The sequence below is a fragment of the Sulfuricella denitrificans skB26 genome, assembly GCF_000297055.2.
Lineage (GTDB): Bacteria > Pseudomonadota > Gammaproteobacteria > Burkholderiales > Sulfuricellaceae > Sulfuricella > Sulfuricella denitrificans.
Genome location: NC_022358.1, coordinates 58,997 through 78,953, shown reverse-complemented (window position 1 = coordinate 78,953; position 19,957 = coordinate 58,997). Strand labels below are relative to the sequence as shown.

The following is a 19,957-nucleotide window of genomic DNA, read 5'->3' as shown; positions in this document are numbered from 1 at the left end:
TGGTTAATTTTGGAGGCACCCATGAAAGAGAATATCTTCAACCCAACAATCAGTCGTCGCCGTTTTCTGCAAGCGGCGGGGGTGGCTGGCGCCGTCGGCGCGGTAGGCATCGGGCAATTGCCTGGCTTCTCTACCATTGCCAAGGCCCAAGCCAAAACGGATGCAGGAAAGCCCAGTGAAACGGTGATCACCAAAAGCTTCTGTCACCAGTGTCCGGCGCGTTGCGGCATTGACGTTTACACTACTGACGGTCGGGTACATGCGGTGTATGGCACGCTCGACAACCCGCTCTCCATGGGCAAGCTCTGTCCCAAGGGCCATTACGGCCAATACCTGCTGTATAACGCTGACCGCTTCAAAGGGCCGATGAAGCGCACCAATCCCAAGAAGGGACGTTCCGAAGACCCGAAATTTGTACCGATTAGCTGGGACGAGGCGTTGGACACCGTTGCCAAACGAATGAACGGTTTGCGTGAGAAAAATGAATCCCACCGCTTCGGACTGATTTACGGTCGTGGCTGGGGCGCCACCGACGTGGGTGTACTCCAAACACTCAGCAGTCTCTATGGTTCGCCCAACATCGGCCTGGGCCATTCGTCGATGTGCTCCGACGGCAGCGAGGAGACCAAGAAGATTCTCGACGGCAATCATGGCTACAATGCCTACGACTACGCTAACACCAACTACATGCTGGTGTTCGGTGCCGGTTTCCTGGAATCGTTCCGCCCCTTCAACGGCAACATGCAGGCGTGGGGCGTGATGCGCACCAAGCCTGCCAAAACCAAGGTGACGTTTGTCGATGTGCATCTGAATACCGGTGCTGCGGCGTCCGACCGGGCGCTGCTGATCAAACCCGGCACGGACGGCGCGATGGCGCTGGCGATCGCCCATGTCCTCCTCACCGAAGGCCTGTGGGACAAACCCTTCGTCGGCAACTTCGTCGATGGAGTGAATCACTTCAAGACAGGCGAACCAGTAGCTGCCGTTTTCACCGATGAAGATATCAAAAACAGGGCTGCTGCCAAGGAAAAAGCCGCAGTTGAAAAAGCGGCTGAAGCTGAAAAAAATGCTGCAAAAGCCGCTGCCGAAAAGGTCAAGACACAGGAGGCCCTGGCCAAGCTGCTAAAGGTGCAAATTCTTGCCAAGGGGAATCCCGCAGCCGAAAAAGCTGCTGCCGAAAAGATCGCCAAGTTCGAGAAAGAGCAAGCTAAAAAAGCGCTCTCCGAGGAAACCGACCGCAAGCAACGCGAAGCTCTTGATAAAGAGAAAAAACCGGAATCTGAAATTAAGGCAGGGCAAGCGCTATTCGAAGAGAAGTGGGTGCTGGGCCTGCCTGAATGGTGGAATGCGGTGCTCAAGGACTGCACCCCGGAATGGGCGGCAAAAATCACCACCATCCCGGCCACAACCATCCACGCCGTGGCGCGCGAATTCGGCACCACTCACCCCGCCATCGCCATCTTCGAGCGCGGCGCCCACGCCCACACCAACGGCACCTACAGCGGCATGGCGATCCATTCGCTCAACGCTCTGGTCGGTTCAATGTTTGCCGAGGGAGGGTTGGCGTACCAGATGAAATCACCTGCCGGCAAATGGCCGGTCAATCTCGACGACTTCATGGATGACTACGCCAAGGCACCGGAACGCAAGAAGCCGCGGATCGACATGAAGGGTACCGACAAATGGCCGATGGTCAGCAACATGCTGCAGGAAGTCGCTAGGAACCATAACGAGGCGAAACCCTACAAGCTGGATACTTGCATGTTCTACATGACCGGGCCGATTTTCTCGGGGCCAGACTGCACGGCTTGGGAAAAGATGTTGAATGAGGTTTTTGTCATCAACACCTCGCCCTTCCCGGATGAAACCTCGGTGTATTCCGACCTGATCCTGCCTGATCATACTTATCTTGAGCGCCTGCAGGTGGCAGATACTTATCCCTTCCAGGGCTATCCGATTTCGATGATCCGTACCCCTGCGGTCAAGCCGCTGTACGACACGCGGGTGTTCGGCGACATGTTGATCGACCTGGGCAAACGCATCAAGGGATCGACGGGCGAGTACTACAAGAAACTCGGTAACACCGAAAATATCATCAAGGCGATTGCCACGGTTTTTGTGGAAAAACCCGGCGACAACGGCGTCAACAGTTACGAAACCTGGAAGGAGAAAGGCGTCTGGTTCCAGAAGCCTTATCTGTGGCGCCAGATTCGCGGCGAGTTCTACGAATGGGACAAGGCAACCAAGTCCTACTCCAAGCGGATGACGCAGGAAGCAGTGAAGGTAAACCTGTTGAAAACCCCCTCGGGCAAGTTCGAATTCAAGTCCGGCTACCTGGAGGAGGAACACCACGTTCACTATCTCATGGAGAAATTCGGCCTGCCTGCGGAAATGATCGCCTTCCCGCAATACCTGCCTGCCAACCATGCTGGTGGCGGCGACCTCCACTTCGTCAGCCCGAAACTCGCCATGCAGGCTGAGGGGCGCCAAGGCAACCTGCCCCACGCAACGGCCAGCATGCAGCCGACCCAGGGAGGCAAGAAGACGGTGTATCTCGAAATCCATCCTGAAACCGCCGCCAAACGCGGCATCAAGGACGGCGACCGGGTGCGCGTCAAATCCTCAGTCGGCGCCATCGAGGTCTATGCCCGCTTGTATAACGGCATCCGCCCGGACACCGTGGCGCTGCCGATGATTCACGGCCACTGGGGCATGGGGCGCTGGACCAAGAACAGCGGCGTATCGGGCAGCACCAACGAGGTGACGCCGAATGTCTCGGATGCGATTTCCGGCCAGTGCTGCTACCACAGCGCCAAGGTTTTCGTGGAAAAGGTTTAAGCAGGTATTTCGTCGCAAGTCGAAAATTCGCAAGAGGGGTAAGCAGGTATTTCACCGTAAGGTGAAAACTCGCAAAAAGTTTGATTCTTTAAGGAGGCCAAATCATGGCTAAGTGGGGAATGGTTATAGACCTGGAAAAATGCGTTGGCTGCCAGGCCTGCACCGTGGCGTGCGGCATGGAGAACAACCGGCTGCCGGGTGAAAATTGGCAGGATGTGATATTTTTTACCGAGGGCACGTATCCGAGCGCCCAGCTCAAGTGGTTCCCGCGTCCTTGTCAGCATTGCGAGAATCCGTCCTGTATGGCGGTGTGCCCGACCGGCGCCACCTACAAGACCGAGGACGGCGTGGTTCTGGTGGACTGGGACAAGTGCATCGGCTGTAAATATTGCATGGTGGCCTGCCCCTACGGCGTGCGTTTCTATACTGACGAAAAACCGCTGGTAGCACCGGACATGCGCAAGGTGCATGAAGGCAAAGAGAGCCATTCGTGGAACCCACCGTGGAAAATGCCAGACGCACGGGAAGACTGGAAGCATGGCGTCGGCATCCAGCCGCACGATGTGGTGTCGAAATGCACCTTCTGCTACCACCGCATTTCCAAGGCGCCCAAGGGAACGCCCGATCTCGATCCGCAAGACCCGAAGCTGCGCGAATTTACGCCGGCCTGCGTGGTCACCTGCGCACCGGGAGCCCGCTTCTTCGGCGACCTGTCCAATCCGGAAAGCAATGTTTCGCGCATGATCGGCGACAAACGCGGGGTGCGGCTGCTCGACCAGTTGGGCAACAAGCCGCAGGTGTATTACCTCACCGGTGATGGCGGCGCGGTGCCGAGCAGTCGAGCGATCAACAAGAAAGTCTGAGGAGGACGATCATGAACTTCACTTATCCCAAAACCCCGAGCGAGGCCGTGTCTGGCGCGCTCAAAATGTTCGGCGAAAGCCATACCACGGCCACCATCTGGAAACTGTCGGTCGCTGTGTTGTTGGCAAGCCTGGCGTTTGTGTTCTACATGCTGTTCACTGAAGGCCACGCAGCGTTCAATACATCGAGCGACGGCGTGAACTGGGGCAGTGCGATTGCCACATATGTTTTCTTCGCGCTGATTTCGTCGGGGCTGACCATCATTGCTTCGTTGTCGACGGTGTTCGGTTTCAAGCAGTTTTACCCCATCGCCAAGCGCTGCATCTGGCTGGCGATCGTCACCCTGATCGCGGGTTTTTCGGTGTTGGCGCTGGAGCTCGGCCATCCCTTCCGCATGTTGTGGGCGGTGCCGCTCGGCATGCAGATCCATTCCCCGATGTTCTGGATGGGGGTGTTCTACACCATCGACCTGGGTCTCCTGCTCGTCAAGTTTTACCTGATGTGGAAGGAAGACTGGGACAGCCCGTTCAGCCACTTCATCGGCAATGCCGGATTCATGGCGGTCATACTGGCGAGTGGCATGCTGGGGCTGCTATTCGGCTCGATGGCGATGCGCCCAATGTGGTTCGGCTCGGCCACCTCGGTGTTCTATATCCTCTCGGGGGTTCTCTCCGGCGCGGCAGCCATCGTGTTCAGCGTTCATCTGGCTTACGGCTTCAATACGAAAAATATGCCTGAGCCACTACGTTTGCTGGCTCAAGGAGACCAGTTGCCCAAGGTTTTCGCCACCCTGATCGGCATTGTCCTGTTGTTCCTGCTCACCCGCATTTGGGTGGGGCTGTGGAGCAACATAGACGGCATGGAAGGCTTCGTCGCTCTGCTGAAAACACCATGGTTCCACATTGAAGTTTGGGTATGCCTGGCGCTGCCGTTCCTGATGATGCTGACGCCATCCATGCAGGTAGACCCAAAGTGGCAGGTCAGGGCATCGTTTCTGGTGTTGCTCGGCATGTTTATCGAGCGCCTGCAGTTCATCGTCGCTGGACAAAATGTGCCGATGTTCAAGGGTACCTGGATGAATGCTGTGACGCCCTATACGCCGTCGTTGACTGAATGGGCGTTGGTGGCCGTGGGGATCAGCGCCGCGCTGGCCCTGTACGCTCTCGGTGACCGCCTGTTCAATCTCTCTGATGCGCCGAAGGTAAGCATGGAAGCTGCCGGGCAGTTGGCTCGGGGATGAACAAGTGGAAAGGGAAAACATCATGGATGCGATGAACAATAGCTTTTCTCCCCGCGCCGAGCTCTGGCAATGCCTGGCTCAGGCGTTCCTCCCGCCGCGTGGGGAGATTCTTTCCCGAGCGCTGCGTGAAGACCTGGCTGATGATTTGGAGTATTTGGCTACAACCCTGAGCATGGATCTTTCCGAAGCCATTACGGAAGCGCGCGATGCCTTGTTTCACGCTGATGCTGAATCATTGCTGCCAACCTACAGCTCGCTGTTCCTGGTGCCGCCCATTCCAGCCAAGCTGAATGCCGGAATTTACCTGGATGGAACGCTGCTCGGACCCAATGCCAAAATGCTTGCGGAAATCTACTATCGTCACGGCGTGGAACAATCTCTGGACATGCACGACACGCCGGATCATGTCGCCACCATTCTGGAATTTTTGGCGCTGCTTTTTCACCGGGCAGATACAGCTGGGCCTGACATTCTTGAACCCATCCTCGACGACAGGGAAGCCATTCGCGGCTTGCTGCGGCGCATCCTGCCAGAAATTGCGGCGAGGGTGTCCGAGATCGAGCGCGAACGCGAGTTGCCGCCGGTTTATTCGGCGCTGCTTGGTGTAGTCGAAAGCGCCCTGCGTGACGAGCAATGCGTATTCTTTTCTGCCGCAGTCAAGGATGAGAGGGAGTCAGCGCATCGCTATTTTTCGAAACGCGCCACGGCGGCCGATCTGGTGAGCTGCAAGCAGTGCGGCAAAGCGATAGCCACGGCGCGTGAATTAAAGGTCATCATCGATCGGCTGCAGCAGTGCGGGCTGCCGACTGATCATCTGGAATTGTGCCCGGATTGCCGGGACAGTACACAAGGCTGGAAACCAGGCAAGACGGACTTCAATCTGCCCGGCTTCCGTTAAGTTTATCAATGCAAGAACATGGAAGGAGTGTTCCGTGGGAGATGCCATGCTATGTGACAGCCACGGACGCCGCATCGAATACCTGCGGCTGTCCGTCACCGATCGCTGCGACCTGCGCTGCACCTACTGCATGCCGGCAGGCTTCAAGGGCTATGAAGAACCGGCCAACTGGCTGACGTTCGATGAAATCGAGCGGGTAGTGGGGGCCTTCGCCCGCCTCGGCGTGCACAAGATCCGGCTGACCGGCGGCGAGCCGCTGCTGCGGCGGAATCTGGCCGAGCTTGCCGGTCGCCTCTCCTCACTTCCCGGCATCGCCGACCTGTCCCTTTCCAGCAACGGCACCCAACTGGCAAAACACGCGCAGGCCCTGCGCGCCGCCGGCATCACGCGGCTCAACGTCAGCCTGGATACCCTCGACCAGGCCCGCTTCGCTACGATCACCGGACGGGATGCGCTGGATGCCGTGTTACATGGACTGATGGCCGCCAAGGAAGAAGGGTTCGGCCCGATCAAGATCAACATGGTCGTCATGGCCGGCACGACCGACAACGAGTTCGACGCCATGGCTGCCTACTGCATCGAGCACCGCTTTGTGCTGCGGTTGATCGAAGCCATGCCGGTGGGAGAAACGGGCCGTAAGACTGCCTTCGTTGCACTTGGCACGATTCGGGAACGGCTGCGCACCTGCTTCGGACTGGTGGACGGCGTAGTGGCCGGCGGTGGCCCAGCTCGCTACCTGGTGTCGCCTGACGGAAGCTGCCAGATCGGTTTCATCACCCCGATCTCACAACACTTCTGTGATACCTGCAACCGTGTGCGCCTCTCCGTCGACGGCACGCTCTATCTCTGCCTGGGCCAGGACGACAAGGTAGACCTGCGAGCTCTGCTGCGCAGCGGCTGCAGCGATGATCAGCTGGAACAGGCACTACTCGACGGCATCGGACGCAAGCCGCTCAAACATGAATTCTGCGAACATCCCACTCAGGTTGTCCGCTTCATGTCGTCCACCGGTGGTTAAGGGGGAACTCGCGTAGCGACCCTTCAACCGTTCATGCTGAGCTTGTCGAAGCATGGGCAGTTTTTTATTGGTTCAGCTGCGGTTTATAAGGATCAATTAGAGCGTGGTGTGAACTGACGTCCATCGCAAATGCAGATCAGCCGTATCAGAACAGGCTGCGGTTTATCGCTATATGCACCCCAATACTGGCTGCATAGCCAAGTGCGATCGCCGGCGTCCATTTGAGGTGGCCGAAGAAGGTGTAGACACCGCGTGCCTGGCCCATCAGGGCGACACCTGCAGCCGAGCCGATGGATAGCAGCGAACCGCCGACCCCGGCGGTCAGTGTCACCAGCAACCACTGACCAACCGACATATCCGGCATCATGGCCAGCACGGCAAACATGACCGGGATGTTATCGACGATAGCCGAGATGATGCCGACGGCGATGTTGGCGTTGGACGCACCCCAGCCACCGTATATGACTTGTGAAATCATGCCCAGATACCCGATGAAGCTCAGCCCGCCGACGCACATCACCACGCCGTAGAAGAAAAACAGCGTATCCCATTCGGCGCGCGACACCTTGCGGAAGATATCGAAGGGAACAGGGTTTCCGATATTTTCTGCATCCCCGTTGCGTGAGTGTGTTTTCTCGCCGCGCACTTTCAGGTAGTAGGCAAAGAACTGAAGCAGGCTCAGACCGGTGAGCATGCCGATGACCGGCGGCAGTTTCAGGACGCTGTGGAAGCTTACCGCCAGCATGATGGTAAAAAGGAACAACGCCACAATGGTCAGTGCGCCGCGTCGCATTGCAACTATTACTCCGCTGCCCTTGGGCTTCTCGTTTGGTACGGCAAAGTGCATGATGGCCGCTGGTACCAGCCAATTGACCAACGATGGGATGAACAGCGCGAAGAACACCCAGAAATCAACCATGCCATTAGTCGCCTGAATGTTTTTTTGCCAAACCATCAGTGTGGTGATATCGCCGAATGGACTGAAGGCACCGCCGGCGTTGGCGGCGATCACGATATTGATGCACGAGAGCATGATGAATTTCTTGTTGCCGCCACCGACAGCCATGACGACGGCTCCCATCAGCAATGCCGTGGTCAGATTGTCGGCAATAGGCGATATAAAAAAAGCCAGCAGGCCGGTCACCCAGAACAGCGCGCGGTAGCCGAGACCCTTGCGGATTAGCCAGGAACGAAGGGCTTCGAAGACATTGCGCTCATCCATCGCATTGATGAAGGTCATTGCTACCAGCAGAAATAGCATCAGCTCGGCGTATTCTTCCAGGGTATGGCGTAGCGCATTCTCGACCAGATGCGGGATGTCCTGTGATTGGTAGTGCCACGCAATCAGCGCCCAGATGATGCCAGCCGCTAGCATCACCGGCTTGGACTTGCGCAGATGGGTGTATTCCTCGGCCATCACAACCAGATAGGCGACAAAGAATAGCAGCACCGAAACAATGCCGACCCAGCTGCCGGTCAGGTCAAGACGCGCAGCGCCTTCGGAGGCGTGAGCCAATAATGGCATGAATAGCAGGGTAAAGAGTAAGGCAAAGCGTTTCATTGCTATGTGTCCGGAAAAAATCCCAAAAATTATTCGCTACGCTGGAAGGGCGCTCATCCCAGTCGGTCATCTGCCAGATGGTAATGCGGATCTTCGCCCACGTTGATTTCCACCATGTCCTTGGCTTTTTCCAGCACTTCCAGGCAATCGGGGCTGAGGTGGCGCAGGTGCAGGCGCTTGCCGGTCTGCTGGTAGCGAGTGGCGAGGCTGTCGATAGCCTCGACGGCAGAATGGTCCTTGACGCGGGCTCGGCGGAATTCCACCACCACCTCGTCCGGGTCGTCCTTGGGGTTGAACAGGGTCTGGAATTGCGCCACTGAAGCGAAGAACAGGGTGCCCTCCAGTTCGTAGACTTTCCAGCCCTTGTCGTCGAGATAGGTCTGCACGTTGATATGCTTGGCGTGCTGCCAGGCGAATACCAGGGCGGAGATGATGACGCCGGTGACCACGGCAATGGCAAGATCTGTGAACACGGTAATCACGGTGACCGCGACCACCACGAAAGCGTCGCTCTTCGGTACCTTGCGCATGGCAGTGAGACTGCCCCATTCAAAAGTTTTTTCCGAGACCATGACCATCAGGCCGATCAGCGCGGCGAGCGGGATCATCTCGATCCACTGTGAAGCGAACATGATGAATGACAGCAAAAAAAGTGCGGCAGCGATGCCGGCCAAGCGCTGGGTGGCACCGTTGTTCACGTTGATCATGCTTTGGCCGATCATGGCGCAGCCGCCCATGCCGCCGAAAAATCCGGTGACCACATTGGCAGAACCTTGGGCCACGCATTCCCGGTTGGGCTTGCCGCGCGTGTCGGTCATTTCGTCGATCAGGTTCAGCGTCAACAGGGATTCGATCAGGCCGATGGCGGCGAGAATCAGGCTGTAGGGGAAGATGATCTTGAGGGTTTCCCAGGTCAGCGGCACCTGCGGCAGATGGAACTGCGGCAGGCCGCCCTCAATGGAAGCCATGTCGCCTACGGTCTTGGTTTCGATGCCAGTGAAGATTACCAGCAGGGAAACCGCGACGATGCCGGCCAGGGTGGAGGGAATGGCTTTGGTGAAACGCGGCAGCAGGTAGATGATGACCAGGGTCAGTGCGATCAGGCCCAGCATGGTGTAGAGCGGGGTGCCGGTCATCCAGGTCAGTGCGCCATCCGGCCCCGGTACTTTGAAATGCCCAAGCTGCGCCAAAAAGATCACGATGGCCAGTCCGTTGACAAAGCCCAGCATTACTGGGAAGGGCACCATGCGGATGAACTTGCCCAGCCTCAACAGCCCGAAGGTGATTTGCAGCAAGCCCATCAGCACCACGGTGGCGAACAGATATTCCACGCCGTGCTGCACCACCAGGGCCACCATCACCACCGCCAGCGCGCCGGTAGCGCCGGAAATCATGCCGGGTCGGCCGCCAAAAGCGGCGGTAATCAGGCCGACTATAAAGGCGGCGTAGAGGCCGGTGAGCGGGTGGACGTGGGCTACAAAGGCGAAGGCAATCGCCTCCGGCACCAGCGCCAAGGCGACAGTCAGGCCGCTCAAGCTGCAGAGTTTGAGGCGGGAGAGGGTGAAATTCGAACAGCTGCTTGCGTTCATGTGCGATATCCAATAGAAAAAAGGTTTCCCGCGCCTCATGCGAGGGGGGTGAAGAATTAGGCCGTGCTGAACCGTGGCCGGGAAGGCCAAGGCAGGTAAAGGGGAGGGAGACAGCGGACTACATTGGATTCAGAGGGTCATCATGATCGATTGCGCGCATTTTACCATACTCCGGGGTTTCGATGAATTCACGATTGACAATATCCGTTTTAACGAATATTGTTACATCCTATGAACGAACAATCCTTTTTCGAATCCCTCTCCGACGAAACCCGCCGCCGCATTCTGGTGCTGATCCTGAAGCACGAGGAACTGTGCGTGTGCGAACTGTTCCAGGCCCTGGAAGTGCCCCAGCCCAAAACCTCACGCCATCTCGCAGTGTTGCGCGATGCCGGCGTGTTGGCGCAGCGCCGCGAGGGTACTTGGGTGTTTTACCGCCTCGATCCGCATCTTCCTGCATGGGCGTATCGCATGTTGGGCTTGATGGTGGAAGGGGTGAGCAATGGCGTTTCTTATCGCGAGGACGCTGAACGTCTGGCGAATGCAACGAACCGTCCGGTGCGCTGCGCCGCCTGAGTTTTTTTGGCTTTATATATCCGATTCGGAGAATATTTGACATGGCGAATAACAATCATAAAAACTGGATTCACCGTTTCTGTTTTGCTGCCTTGCTGTCGCTGTGGGCATTTGCCGCAAGTGCGGGGAACCCCGATTTCCTGGTGGACGCCGACTGGCTCGCCAAAAATCTAAAAGACCCCAAGCTGGTGATGCTGGAAGTGCGCTATCACCCGCACCGTTACTTCACCGTGGGCCATATTCCCGGCGCGGTGCAGGTGCAGCGCTTTAAGGATCTGGGCGACAACCACGCCATTCCCTCCATGCGTTTCCCCTCGCGCGATGCCTTCGAGCGCACCTTGCGCACCTGGGGCGTGAACAACGACTCGACCATCGTGCTTTACGATGATTCCGTCACCGCGATGACCTCGCGCGTTTACTTCTTGCTTGATCTGTACGGTTACGACATGAAGCGGGTAAAAATCCTCAATGGTGGCACCGTGGAGTGGAGCGCCTTCAACGACATGGTGAAGGATGAACCCAAGCGCAAGCCGGGTAGCGTCAAACTCAAGCCCGCCAAGCCTGGCGTGGTGGTGGAGTGGACTGACGTTTACAGCAATGTGGTGGCGCGCCGCGACCCGGCTTTTGTCCTGCTCGACTCTCGCCCCTTTGATATGTACACCGGTAAGTTGATTCAGCACTCTGTTCGTGGCGGCCATATTCCGGGCGCCATCAACGTCGTCAGCCTGGACGGCGCCGACGGGCAGAGCCAGACCTGGAAATCGCAGGATGACATCGCGGCGCTGTACAAATCCGTCCCCAAGGACAAAATTATTTACACCTATTGCCATGACGGCTTCCGTTCTAGCCTGGCCTGGCTGCAACTAAAAGCACTGGGCTACAAGGATGTGCGCATCTATAACGGCGGCTGGGGCGACTGGGGCAACAACCTGACACTGCCGGTGTCGGAAGGCGGGCAGCCTTATGATGAAGCGTTCGCGCTGTAATTCTTGAGTTCGCGAGGAGAGCATGATGCACTATCCCGTTCGTGTGTTGTTCCTGTGTACCGGCAACTCCGCCCGTTCCCAGATGGCGGAGGGCTTGTTGCGGACGCTGGGGGGCAATGATTTCGAGGTTCACAGCGCGGGGCTTGAGCCCCAGGAATTGAACCCGCGTGCGGTAAAGGCCATGGCGGAAAGCAATATCGACATTTCCGGCCAGCACAGCAAGCATCTCAATGAATTTCTCGACATTCAGTTTGATTATGTCATCACGGTCTGCGACCGCGCCCGGGATAGCTGCCCCACCTTCCCGCGCGACAGCGAAAACATCCACTGGGGTTACGACGATCCGGCAGCGGCGCAGGGCACGGAAGAAGAGAAACTGGCCGTATTCCGCCGTGTGCGAAACGAGATCAGGCAGCGCCTGGGTATCTGGATTCCCGTCATGCGGAAAAAGCTCAGGGATCGGGGTTTGGTATGACTGCGCAATGTGAAATCACGGCCAAGAGAGCCGCTGGTGCGGAACTGGGTTTTTTCGAGCGCTGGCTGACGCTATGGGTGTTTCTGTCCATCGTGGCGGGCATCGCTCTGGGCCAGCTTGCACCCGCACCGGTTCAGATTCTGGGCAGGCTGGAAGTTGCGCAGGTCAACTTGCCCGTGGGGCTGCTGATCTGGCTGATGATCATTCCGATGTTGATGAAGATCGACTTCTCGGCGCTGGGCCAGGTCAAGAAACATTGGCGCGGCATAGCCGTTACCCTGTTCATCAATTGGGGAGTGAAGCCATTTTCCATGGCGCTGCTGGCCTGGCTGTTCATTCGTGTCGCCTTCGCAGATTGGCTGCCGGCAGCACAGATAGACAGCTACATCGCCGGTCTGATCCTGCTCGCCGCTGCGCCCTGCACCGCCATGGTGTTCGTGTGGAGCAACCTGTCCAGGGGCGATCCGCTGTTTACCCTTTCCCAGGTGGCGCTTAACGATACCATCATGGTGTTCGCCTTCGCGCCGCTGGTCGGCCTGCTGCTGGGCGTCGCCTCCATCACCGTGCCATGGGCTACCCTGTTCCTGTCGGTGGTGATGTACATCGTTATTCCGCTCGCCATTGCCCAAGCCCTGCGCCGGGTGCTGTTGAGCAAGGGCGTGCTGGATGCCGTGATGGTACGCCTGCACCCGGTCGGCATTTCCGCTCTGCTCGCCACCCTGGTGCTGCTATTCGCCTTTCAGGGCAAGGCCATACTCGATCAACCTCTGATTATTCTGCTGTTGGCGGTGCCGATTTTGATCCAGGTGTATTTCAATGCCATGCTCGCTTACTGGCTCAATCGAACTGTGGGCGAGTCTCACAGCGTGGCCGGTCCCTCGGCGCTGATCGGCGCCAGTAATTTCTTCGAACTGGCGGTGGCGGCAGCGATTTCGCTCTACGGGTTTGAATCGGGCGCGGCGCTGGCGACGGTGGTGGGGGTGCTGATCGAGGTGCCGGTGATGCTGTCGGTGGTGCGCATCGTAAATGGTTCCAAAGCCTGGTACGAAAGAGGAGCGAGAACATGATCCTCGAGTCGGTTTTGACCTGTCCCCAGTGTGGTCATGTGGAGACGGAAACCATGCCCACGGATGCCTGCCAGTGGTTTTATGAGTGCAAGGGCTGTGGGACCCTGTTGAAACCTAAGGCCGGGGATTGCTGCGTGTTTTGTTCCTATGGCACGGTGAAGTGCCCGCCGGTGCAAGAAAGCGGGCATTCCTGCTGCGAAGGAAACAAATCATGAATGCTCTGCCCGAAAGCGCAAACACTTCCCGCCGCGCCCCTTGGGGTTGGGTCGCCCTGGCGACTGTCCTGTGGGTGGCCGCCTACGCCAACCTGACCCGGTTTGCCGATGCGCTGCTCGCCCTCACCGGGCTTTCCCCGCAGACCCATCTGGGCGGGGCGTTGCAATTCTTTTTTTACGATACGCCCAAGGTCTTGCTGCTCCTCACCGGCATCGTGTTTCTGATGGGCATCGTGCACACCTTTGTCTCGCCCGAACGCACCCGCGCCATGCTGTCTGGAAAGCGGCTCGGCGTGGGCAACGTGATGGCGGCGACGCTCGGCATCGTCACGCCGTTCTGCTCCTGCTCGGCGGTGCCGCTGTTCATCGGATTTTTGTCTGCCGGGGTGCCGTTGGGCGTGACGTTTTCCTTCCTGATTTCTGCCCCCATGGTCAATGAAGTGGCGCTGGCGCTTCTGTTCGGCCTGTTCGGCTGGAAGGTGGCGGCGCTCTATCTTGGCCTGGGACTACTGGTGGCGATCGTCGCCGGACTGGTGATTGGCGAACTCAAGATGGAACACCACTTGGAGGACTGGGTGCGCGCCATTCACGTCGGCAAGGTGGCCGATGTGGTGCTGGAGCGTCCTTCATGGGCGGAACGCATCGACGCCGGCGTGGCCCATATCAAGGAAATCGTCGGCAAGGTGTGGCCCTACATCCTCGGCGGCATCGCTTTGGGCGCGGGCATACACGGCTACGTGCCGGAGGATTTCATGGCCGGGATCATGGGCAAGGATGCACCCTGGTGGTCAGTCCCCGCCGCCGTTGCCATCGGCGTGCCGATGTACACCAACGCTGCCGGCATCATCCCCATCGTCGAGGCGCTGCTGGGCAAAGGCGCGGCGCTGGGCACCGTACTCGCTTTCATGATGAGCGTCATCGCCCTGTCGGCACCGGAAATGATCATCCTGCGCAAGGTCCTGAAGCCCCGGCTGATCGCCACTTTCGCGGGCGTGGTCGCCGCCGGCATCATGCTGGTGGGCTATGTTTTCAATGCTGTTCTGTAATCCAAAGGAGTTTTCTCATGACTGATACCGCTAATGTTGTTTTACATCCCTCCATCCTCGCACTGGTGTCGCTGTCCGCCAATATTGCTGCCAACCACCCCAAGAAGGGCCTCTGCCAGCTCGAACGTCTGCGGAGTTTGGGTGTGTCGGACGCGCAAATCGACATCGTGGTGGATATTGCCCGCCATCTCCGCGACGAAGCGGGGCAGATGATCGACAGTGAATTCAATGAAGCTTTTGCGCCTGCTGCAAACACCGCAGCCGAGCCTGCGGCCGTAACGGAAGGCTCCTGCTGCGCACCTACGGCAAAAGGTAATTCCTGCTGTTGAGAGGAGGATGATATGAATGATGTTAAGCATGACGAAATCCGCCAGGTCGTGCGCGAAAACTATGGCGCGGTAGCTTGCGCCGACGGTGCCTGTGGTTGTGGCCCGGCGTGCTGCACCCCGGCAGAATTACCAGCCGCAGATATCCTGTCGCGCGGTATTGGCTATAGTGAAAGTGAAGTGAGCGCGGTGCCGGAAGGCGCCAATCTGTGCTTGGGCTGCGGCAATCCCCAGGCCATCGCCGCGCTGAAACCCGGCGAAACCGTGCTGGATCTGGGCAGCGGAGCAGGTTTCGACTGTTTTCTTGCCGCGCGTCAGGTGGGCGGCAGCGGCCGGGTGATCGCCGTGGACATGACGCCGGATATGGTTTCCAAGGCCCGGAGCAATGCGGCCAAAGGCGGTTACGCCAACACCGAATTCCGCCTCGGCGAGATCGAGCATCTGCCGGTGGCCGATGCTACGGTGGACGTGATCATTTCCAACTGCGTGATCAACCTCTCACCCGACAAGGCGCAGGTGTTCCGCGATGCTTTTCGGGTGCTGAAAAACGGTGGCCGTCTGGCGATTTCCGACATCGTCACCACCGCGCCGTTGCCGGAAGAAGCGCGCCGCGACCTGGCCCTGTACACTGGCTGCATCGCCGGTGCAGCGGCAGCGGAGGAAATCGAACAGATGTTGGCGGCAGCAGGTTTTGCAACTATCCGCATCGAAGCCAGGGATGCCAGCCGCGAGTTCATACGACAGTGGGCGCCGGGGCGGGGAGTGGAAGACTATATTTGCTCGGCCAGTATCGAGGCAGTCAAGCCCGGATGATCGTGCTGTTCCAGACAGGAGTGCGAACCATGCAAAAAATAACCGAAGTTTTCTGGGGTGTTTTGGCAATTACATTATTTGTAGTTTCCGCCCCGGTTCTCGCCCAGAGCGCGGGAGAACAGCCCGAGGCGACAGAGCAGCGCGAGCTGATTTACTGTGCTGATCAGATGACCCACGAGGAGCGCGAAGCCTACCGCACGCACATGCGCGCCGCGCGGACGCCTGAGGAGAAGGATGCGTACCGTCAGGCTCATCAGCAGGAAATGCAGTTACGCGTTCGTCAACGCGGCCTTGACGTGACCCAGTGCGAGCCGTTGCGGCAGCGCCAGCGTGGAGGCCAAAGCCAATGAAAACCTCCACAACCAATCTGAAACTCGGGCTGGTGGCGACGGTTGTCCTATTGGCGGGATGCTCCGCTTCCAGTTCCAATCCGCCCACAACAGGCGACCTGGTGCGCGGCGAGAAGGTTCATGCGGCGTGCCTCGACTGCCATGGTACGGGGGTGTATGCGTCGCCGGAACGCAAGGTTAAATCGCTCAAGGCATTACGCCAGGAAGTGGCGCGCTGGGGTGACTATTACAGCCCGGCGCTGTCGGAACAGGATAACGCGGATGTCGTCGTTTACCTGAATACGCAGTTTTATAAATTTTAATTGCTGACCACGAACGTTTTAACAATTTATTGGAGGAATACTGAAATGAAAGACATCAAGGTACTGGGCACCGGCTGTGCCAACTGTAAAACCACCCTCAAGCTGATCGAGGAAGCTGCGCTTGCCAAGGGCGTCGAAGTCAAACTGGAGAAGGTCGAGGACATGGCCGCCATTCTCGGCTATGGCGTCATGTCCACCCCCGGCGTGGTGATCGATGGCAAGGTGGTGCATGCCGGCGGCGTGCCGAGCAAGGCCAAGATCGACGAATGGCTAGGCGGCAAGGAATCCTGCTGCGGTTGCTGCGGCAAGGAATAAGCGCATGACTAAAACCGTACTGATCCTTTGCACCGGCAACTCCTGCCGCAGCCAGATGGCCGAAGTCCTGGTCAACCACGACCTCGGCCCGGACGTGCGCGCGCTATCCGCCGGTACCCGTCCCCAGCCCAAGGTGGCGGACGGCGCCATCGAGGCTCTGAAGCTGGGTGGTATGGCCACCGAGGGACTTTACCCCAAGGACGTGGACGTGGTGATGAACGAATCCATCGACCTGGTGGTGACGGTGTGCGACAACGCCAAGGAATCCTGCCCGATCTTTCCCAAGGCCATCCCCGCGATTCACATGCCGTTCCACGACCCCCACGGCGAACCGCTGGAAAGTTTTGTCAAAGTGCGGGATGAAATTCGGGCGAAGCTGATTCCAGAATTGAAGCAGCGTTTTGGGCTGAGTTAGAGGCTCGGCGGAATGAGCTGCCTGATGAACGCCTGGCACCGGCACGAGGGCGAGCTACGGGCCTGGTTGTGCGGACGCATGGGCAACGCACACGACACCGAAGACATGGTGCAGGAGTTGTTCCTCAAGGCCCTGAGACAGGATAAGAAATCCTGCGAGATTGCCAACGCCCGCGCCTGGCTATTCGAAGTGGCGCGCAATGCGTTGGTGGATCGCTTGCGTCTGAAAAAAGAGCAGGTGGATCTGCCGTACGATCTGGCAGTCGAAACCGACGAACCCGCCGCCGTGGACAGTCTGGCGGCTTGCCTGCCGCGCGCCTTGGCGGAATTGTCGGAGGAAGACCGCGAGGTCATTACCCTGTGCGATCTGGGTGGTCTGAACCAAAAAGACTATGCACGGCTTAAGGATATTTCCCTACCGGGCGCCAAGTCCCGCGTCCAGCGGGCACGGAAACGGCTGCGCGAGCATTTGACTCAAGCCTGCCAGGTACGCTTTGATGAGGCGGGCAAGGTATGCTGTTTCGTTCCCCGTACACCGCATATCTGATTGCATCCTTTTGGCCTGTCGTTCGTCTCCTTAGTATTGGGAGCATTCAATCTACAGAGATCACAGAGAGCGCAGAGATTGGGAAGGCACGGCATGAAAATCTGTTTACCCAGGCATAAAAGCCTGACCATGGTGCTATTTTTCGCGACCGGCATTTGCATGCAGGCGCGAGCCGGGGAACTGGGCGACGTGCTGCGCGCGGCGCTCGATCATCCGGCGGTGGAGGCGCGCAAGCGGCAGGTGGAAGGCGCTCAGGGCGACCTGTCGGCGGCGACCGCCCAGTATTTCGGACGCGGTAGCCTCGTCGCCGACCGCACCCGCTATGAGGGCCAGCGGGTGGTGGGGATCTACGTGCCGGGACAGACCGCACCGCTGCTCAAGGACGACGCCATCGTCCGCTACGGCGTGAGCTACGCGCTGCCGGTGGACGTGTTCGGCGTGATTGCCGCCGCGCGCGAAAAACTTAAGAACAATCTCGCCGCCGCGGAACTACTGGCGAGCCAGGAAACCCTGCTGCGTCTGCACCAGGCGGGCAATGCCTATGTCCGCAAGCAGGCGCTGCAAGCCCAGGCTGATGCCTTGCGCATTCAGCGCGAGCGGGTCGAAGCCAGCGCCGAACGGGTGCGCAAGGAGGCCGAACTGGGCCGCGCCGCCGAAATTGATGTGCGTCTGGCGCAAAGCGAGGTGGCGCGCATATCCGCCGACGAGGCGCGGCTCAAGGGCATCCTGGGCGAGACGCGAGCCGACTTGATCGACGCCAGTGGTATCGACCCCGAGAACGGCTCGCTTCGTATTCCCGTCCCTGAGTGGAATCCGCTCGATGCAGATGCCACGCTCTCAGCCCGCCTGGCCGATGCGAAAGCGCGCGCCGCCGAGGCAGGCGCCAGCGAGTCGCGCCGTAACCTGCTGCCGTCCTTCAGTCTGGGTGCGGACTATTACAACAACAAGGGCGGCGGTGGTGACATGGATACCTGGAGCATGATGGGACGGGTGAGCATCCCGCTCGACGCCGGGACCTATCTGCGCTCTTCCGCAGAAGGCGCGCGCGCACTCGCCGCCGAAGACGACCGCCGAGCCGCATTGCGGGCGGCCCGGCGCCAGATCGCCGCGCTCCAGTCCGCCTATGACAGCGCGCGCGCCGACGCCGAGGCGCTGGAGAAGGAAATCGCCTATCGCAGCGAAGTAGTGAATGTGGATCAGGAAAGATGGCGGCTGGGTGCGCAAACACTGGAAAATCTCCTGCGTCAGCAGCGTGACCTGCTCGACGCCCAATACCGCTTCGCCGACGCCCGCGCCCGCGCCGCCGCCGCTTGGTCTTCCGCCCAGGTTCTGGCGGGTACGCCACCCGACACCTATATCGCACAGTGGGATAAGCCATGAAAAAGAAAACCGTCATCATCATTCTCACCATCGTGGCGCTGGTTGGCGCCGGGATGCTGGTCAAACATCAGAAATCCAGACTGACGGCAGAAAAGCCGCCGGCATCGGTGCCAGTGGCGGTGGAGGCGCGCCAGCTCGTCAGCGCCCGTTTCGCCCTCACCCTGCCGCTGGTGGCCGAGGTGCAGGCGGTACAGGAAGCCAATATCGCCAGTCGCCTGACCGGTTACGTGGCGGAGTTGCGCTACCTTGAAGGCGACCGTTTCAGGAAGGGTGATGTCCTGGTGCGGCTGGACGATGCCGATGCCCAATCGCAATTGCAGCGCGCCGAAGCTGACTTGGCTCGCACCCGGTTACAACAGGGCAGCCTGAACGCCGATCTGGCTGCCGCCAAGGTCGCCGCCCAAGCTGCGCGCGACCGTGCTGCGCGAGCCGATTCTTTGTATAAGATCAAGGGCGTTTCCCTGGAGCAGTTGCAGTCGGAGCAAAGCAACCAGGCGGCTGCCGAAGCGAGGCTATCCGGCACTCAGGCCGCTGTCGATGGCTATCAGGCTAGCCTGCGCGCAACGGAAGCCGCCGTCCGGTCGGCACGTGAGAATCTCGCCTATGCCGTCATCCGCGCGCCTTTCAATGGCATGGTGGCGGCGCGTCCGGTGCAGCCGGGCGATCTTGCCACTCCCGGCAAGCCCTTGTTGCGCCTCGTTGCCCTGGGAGAGTCCCGTCTGTTGGTGAATCTGCCGGACATCTCTCGCCCGGTCGCCTTGCGCTGGCAGGGCAGGGACCTGCCTCTCAAGCCGTGGCCCGAAGCAGGTGCACAGGGGATGCGCCGCTATGAAGCGCGCGCCGACGGCCTGACGCCGGGCTCTCGCGTGTCGGTCAAGCTGGTGACTTTTTCTGGCCAGGGTGTGTTCTTGCCGGATACCTGCCTGCTCAACAACGACGGCCACAGCGCCACCATCTTTCAGCTTGCGCAATCCGGTCCGGCCCGGCCGCTCACCGTGGAACTGGCCGCTTCGGGCAGCGAAGGCGTGGCCAGCACGGATGCCCGCCTGAACGGAGCAACCATTGCCTGCGGCGGGCCTGACGTGCTCACCCGACTGATCCTCGGCACGCCGTTCAAAATCACAAAAGGCGGCTAAA

Annotated in this window: 22 protein-coding genes; 20 read left to right on the top strand and 2 right to left on the bottom strand. The window is 59.1% G+C overall.

Annotated features, from left to right (window positions below; translation table 11 throughout):
• Positions 1-21: 21 nt before the first annotated feature.
• The 5 genes from SCD_RS15960 to moaA all read left to right on the top strand — a co-directional run bounded on the left by SCD_RS15960 (position 22) and on the right by moaA (position 6,858).
• Positions 22-2,838, top strand: coding sequence for a molybdopterin-dependent oxidoreductase (locus SCD_RS15960; protein ID WP_009207744.1), 2,817 nt, complete (start codon positions 22-24; stop codon positions 2,836-2,838).
• Positions 2,839-2,942: 104 nt separating this feature from the next.
• On the top strand, positions 2,943-3,701 hold the full coding sequence (locus tag SCD_RS15440) for a 4Fe-4S dicluster domain-containing protein (protein ID WP_009207743.1): 759 nt from the start codon (positions 2,943-2,945) through the stop codon (positions 3,699-3,701).
• Positions 3,702-3,712: 11 nt separating this feature from the next.
• Positions 3,713-4,942, top strand: coding sequence for an NrfD/PsrC family molybdoenzyme membrane anchor subunit (nrfD, locus tag SCD_RS15435; protein WP_009207742.1), 1,230 nt, complete (start codon positions 3,713-3,715; stop codon positions 4,940-4,942).
• Between the two features lie 4 nt (positions 4,943-4,946).
• Positions 4,947-5,840, top strand: a complete 894-nt coding sequence (locus SCD_RS15955) for a molecular chaperone TorD family protein (RefSeq protein ID WP_009207741.1) — start codon at positions 4,947-4,949, stop codon at positions 5,838-5,840.
• Positions 5,841-5,886: 46 nt separating this feature from the next.
• On the top strand, positions 5,887-6,858 hold the full coding sequence (gene moaA, locus SCD_RS15425; RefSeq protein WP_041674338.1) for a GTP 3',8-cyclase MoaA: 972 nt from the start codon (positions 5,887-5,889) through the stop codon (positions 6,856-6,858).
• A gap of 145 nt (positions 6,859-7,003) precedes the next feature.
• Here the strand turns inward: moaA and nhaD are convergent, their stop codons facing one another.
• Together nhaD and SCD_RS15415 are read right to left on the bottom strand one after the other, a co-directional pair.
• Positions 7,004-8,419 (bottom strand): sodium:proton antiporter NhaD, encoded by a 1,416-nt coding sequence (nhaD, locus tag SCD_RS15420; RefSeq protein ID WP_009207739.1) that lies wholly within the window; start codon positions 8,417-8,419, stop codon positions 7,004-7,006.
• 53 nt (positions 8,420-8,472) lie between these two features.
• A complete protein-coding gene (locus SCD_RS15415; protein ID WP_009207738.1) occupies positions 8,473-10,008 on the bottom strand; it encodes a SulP family inorganic anion transporter in 1,536 nt (511 codons plus the stop codon).
• Positions 10,009-10,239: 231 nt separating this feature from the next.
• Between SCD_RS15415 and SCD_RS15410 the strand changes: the two genes are divergently transcribed.
• The 15 genes from SCD_RS15410 to SCD_RS15345 all read left to right on the top strand — a co-directional run bounded on the left by SCD_RS15410 (position 10,240) and on the right by SCD_RS15345 (position 19,956).
• Positions 10,240-10,584 (top strand): metalloregulator ArsR/SmtB family transcription factor, encoded by a 345-nt coding sequence (locus tag SCD_RS15410; protein ID WP_009207737.1) that lies wholly within the window; start codon positions 10,240-10,242, stop codon positions 10,582-10,584.
• A 41-nt stretch (positions 10,585-10,625) separates the two neighbouring features.
• Positions 10,626-11,570, top strand: coding sequence for a sulfurtransferase (locus SCD_RS15405; protein WP_009207736.1), 945 nt, complete (start codon positions 10,626-10,628; stop codon positions 11,568-11,570).
• Between the two features lie 22 nt (positions 11,571-11,592).
• Positions 11,593-12,045, top strand: a complete 453-nt coding sequence (locus SCD_RS15400; RefSeq protein ID WP_009207735.1) for an arsenate reductase ArsC — start codon at positions 11,593-11,595, stop codon at positions 12,043-12,045.
• The gene (gene arsB / locus SCD_RS15395) at positions 12,042-13,112 is read left to right on the top strand and encodes an ACR3 family arsenite efflux transporter (protein ID WP_009207734.1); all 1,071 of its coding nucleotides are present in this window, start codon (positions 12,042-12,044) and stop codon (positions 13,110-13,112) included. The genes SCD_RS15400 and arsB overlap by 4 nt, the downstream gene beginning before the upstream one ends.
• A complete protein-coding gene (locus SCD_RS16945) occupies positions 13,109-13,327 on the top strand; it encodes a GDCCVxC domain-containing (seleno)protein (protein WP_009207733.1) in 219 nt (72 codons plus the stop codon). Before arsB ends, SCD_RS16945 begins: the two co-directional genes overlap by 4 nt.
• Positions 13,324-14,373: a permease gene (locus SCD_RS15390; protein ID WP_009207732.1), complete on the top strand. Its 1,050-nt coding sequence runs from the start codon at positions 13,324-13,326 to the stop codon at positions 14,371-14,373. The genes SCD_RS16945 and SCD_RS15390 overlap by 4 nt, the downstream gene beginning before the upstream one ends.
• Positions 14,374-14,390: 17 nt before the next feature.
• Positions 14,391-14,702: a hypothetical protein gene (locus tag SCD_RS15385; RefSeq protein WP_009207731.1), complete on the top strand. Its 312-nt coding sequence runs from the start codon at positions 14,391-14,393 to the stop codon at positions 14,700-14,702.
• Positions 14,703-14,714: 12 nt separating this feature from the next.
• Positions 14,715-15,512, top strand: coding sequence for an arsenite methyltransferase (locus SCD_RS15380; protein ID WP_009207730.1), 798 nt, complete (start codon positions 14,715-14,717; stop codon positions 15,510-15,512).
• 29 nt (positions 15,513-15,541) lie between these two features.
• On the top strand, positions 15,542-15,862 hold the full coding sequence (locus tag SCD_RS15375; RefSeq protein ID WP_148290875.1) for a hypothetical protein: 321 nt from the start codon (positions 15,542-15,544) through the stop codon (positions 15,860-15,862).
• Complete coding sequence (locus SCD_RS15370; RefSeq protein ID WP_009207728.1) at positions 15,859-16,164, top strand: c-type cytochrome; 306 nt, start codon at positions 15,859-15,861, stop codon at positions 16,162-16,164. Before SCD_RS15375 ends, SCD_RS15370 begins: the two co-directional genes overlap by 4 nt.
• A gap of 45 nt (positions 16,165-16,209) precedes the next feature.
• Positions 16,210-16,479 (top strand): thioredoxin family protein, encoded by a 270-nt coding sequence (locus SCD_RS15365; RefSeq protein ID WP_009207727.1) that lies wholly within the window; start codon positions 16,210-16,212, stop codon positions 16,477-16,479.
• 4 nt (positions 16,480-16,483) lie between these two features.
• Positions 16,484-16,894 carry an arsenate reductase ArsC gene (locus tag SCD_RS15360; RefSeq protein WP_021035845.1) on the top strand — a complete coding sequence of 137 codons (411 nt, stop codon included), beginning with the start codon at positions 16,484-16,486 and terminating at the stop codon, positions 16,892-16,894.
• Positions 16,895-16,918: 24 nt separating this feature from the next.
• Entirely contained in the window at positions 16,919-17,440 is a 522-nt protein-coding gene (locus tag SCD_RS15355; RefSeq protein ID WP_009207815.1) for a sigma-70 family RNA polymerase sigma factor, read from the top strand.
• A gap of 93 nt (positions 17,441-17,533) precedes the next feature.
• Complete coding sequence (locus tag SCD_RS15350) at positions 17,534-18,820, top strand: TolC family protein (RefSeq protein ID WP_041674335.1); 1,287 nt, start codon at positions 17,534-17,536, stop codon at positions 18,818-18,820.
• Positions 18,817-19,956, top strand: coding sequence for an efflux RND transporter periplasmic adaptor subunit (locus SCD_RS15345; protein ID WP_009207813.1), 1,140 nt, complete (start codon positions 18,817-18,819; stop codon positions 19,954-19,956). Before SCD_RS15350 ends, SCD_RS15345 begins: the two co-directional genes overlap by 4 nt.
• The last annotated feature ends 1 nt before the right edge of the window (position 19,957 follow it).

Bases quoted from the DNA above. Each gene is read 5' to 3' on its own strand.
- SCD_RS15960 (WP_009207744.1), top strand. From the start codon at position 22: ATGAAAGAGAATATCTTCAACCCAACAATCAGTCGTCGCCGTTTTCTG.
- SCD_RS15440 (WP_009207743.1), top strand. From the start codon at position 2,943: ATGGCTAAGTGGGGAATGGTTATAGACCTGGAAAAATGCGTTGGCTGC.
- nrfD (WP_009207742.1), top strand. From the start codon at position 3,713: ATGAACTTCACTTATCCCAAAACCCCGAGCGAGGCCGTGTCTGGCGCG.
- moaA (WP_041674338.1), top strand. From the start codon at position 5,887: ATGCTATGTGACAGCCACGGACGCCGCATCGAATACCTGCGGCTGTCC.
- nhaD (WP_009207739.1), bottom strand. From the start codon at position 8,419: ATGAAACGCTTTGCCTTACTCTTTACCCTGCTATTCATGCCATTATTG.
- SCD_RS15415 (WP_009207738.1), bottom strand. From the start codon at position 10,008: ATGAACGCAAGCAGCTGTTCGAATTTCACCCTCTCCCGCCTCAAACTC.
- SCD_RS15410 (WP_009207737.1), top strand. From the start codon at position 10,240: ATGAACGAACAATCCTTTTTCGAATCCCTCTCCGACGAAACCCGCCGC.
- SCD_RS15405 (WP_009207736.1), top strand. From the start codon at position 10,626: ATGGCGAATAACAATCATAAAAACTGGATTCACCGTTTCTGTTTTGCT.
- SCD_RS15400 (WP_009207735.1), top strand. From the start codon at position 11,593: ATGATGCACTATCCCGTTCGTGTGTTGTTCCTGTGTACCGGCAACTCC.
- arsB (WP_009207734.1), top strand. From the start codon at position 12,042: ATGACTGCGCAATGTGAAATCACGGCCAAGAGAGCCGCTGGTGCGGAA.
- SCD_RS16945 (WP_009207733.1), top strand. From the start codon at position 13,109: ATGATCCTCGAGTCGGTTTTGACCTGTCCCCAGTGTGGTCATGTGGAG.
- SCD_RS15390 (WP_009207732.1), top strand. From the start codon at position 13,324: ATGAATGCTCTGCCCGAAAGCGCAAACACTTCCCGCCGCGCCCCTTGG.
- SCD_RS15385 (WP_009207731.1), top strand. From the start codon at position 14,391: ATGACTGATACCGCTAATGTTGTTTTACATCCCTCCATCCTCGCACTG.
- SCD_RS15380 (WP_009207730.1), top strand. From the start codon at position 14,715: ATGAATGATGTTAAGCATGACGAAATCCGCCAGGTCGTGCGCGAAAAC.
- SCD_RS15375 (WP_148290875.1), top strand. From the start codon at position 15,542: ATGCAAAAAATAACCGAAGTTTTCTGGGGTGTTTTGGCAATTACATTA.
- SCD_RS15370 (WP_009207728.1), top strand. From the start codon at position 15,859: ATGAAAACCTCCACAACCAATCTGAAACTCGGGCTGGTGGCGACGGTT.
- SCD_RS15365 (WP_009207727.1), top strand. From the start codon at position 16,210: ATGAAAGACATCAAGGTACTGGGCACCGGCTGTGCCAACTGTAAAACC.
- SCD_RS15360 (WP_021035845.1), top strand. From the start codon at position 16,484: ATGACTAAAACCGTACTGATCCTTTGCACCGGCAACTCCTGCCGCAGC.
- SCD_RS15355 (WP_009207815.1), top strand. From the start codon at position 16,919: ATGAACGCCTGGCACCGGCACGAGGGCGAGCTACGGGCCTGGTTGTGC.
- SCD_RS15350 (WP_041674335.1), top strand. From the start codon at position 17,534: ATGAAAATCTGTTTACCCAGGCATAAAAGCCTGACCATGGTGCTATTT.
- SCD_RS15345 (WP_009207813.1), top strand. From the start codon at position 18,817: ATGAAAAAGAAAACCGTCATCATCATTCTCACCATCGTGGCGCTGGTT.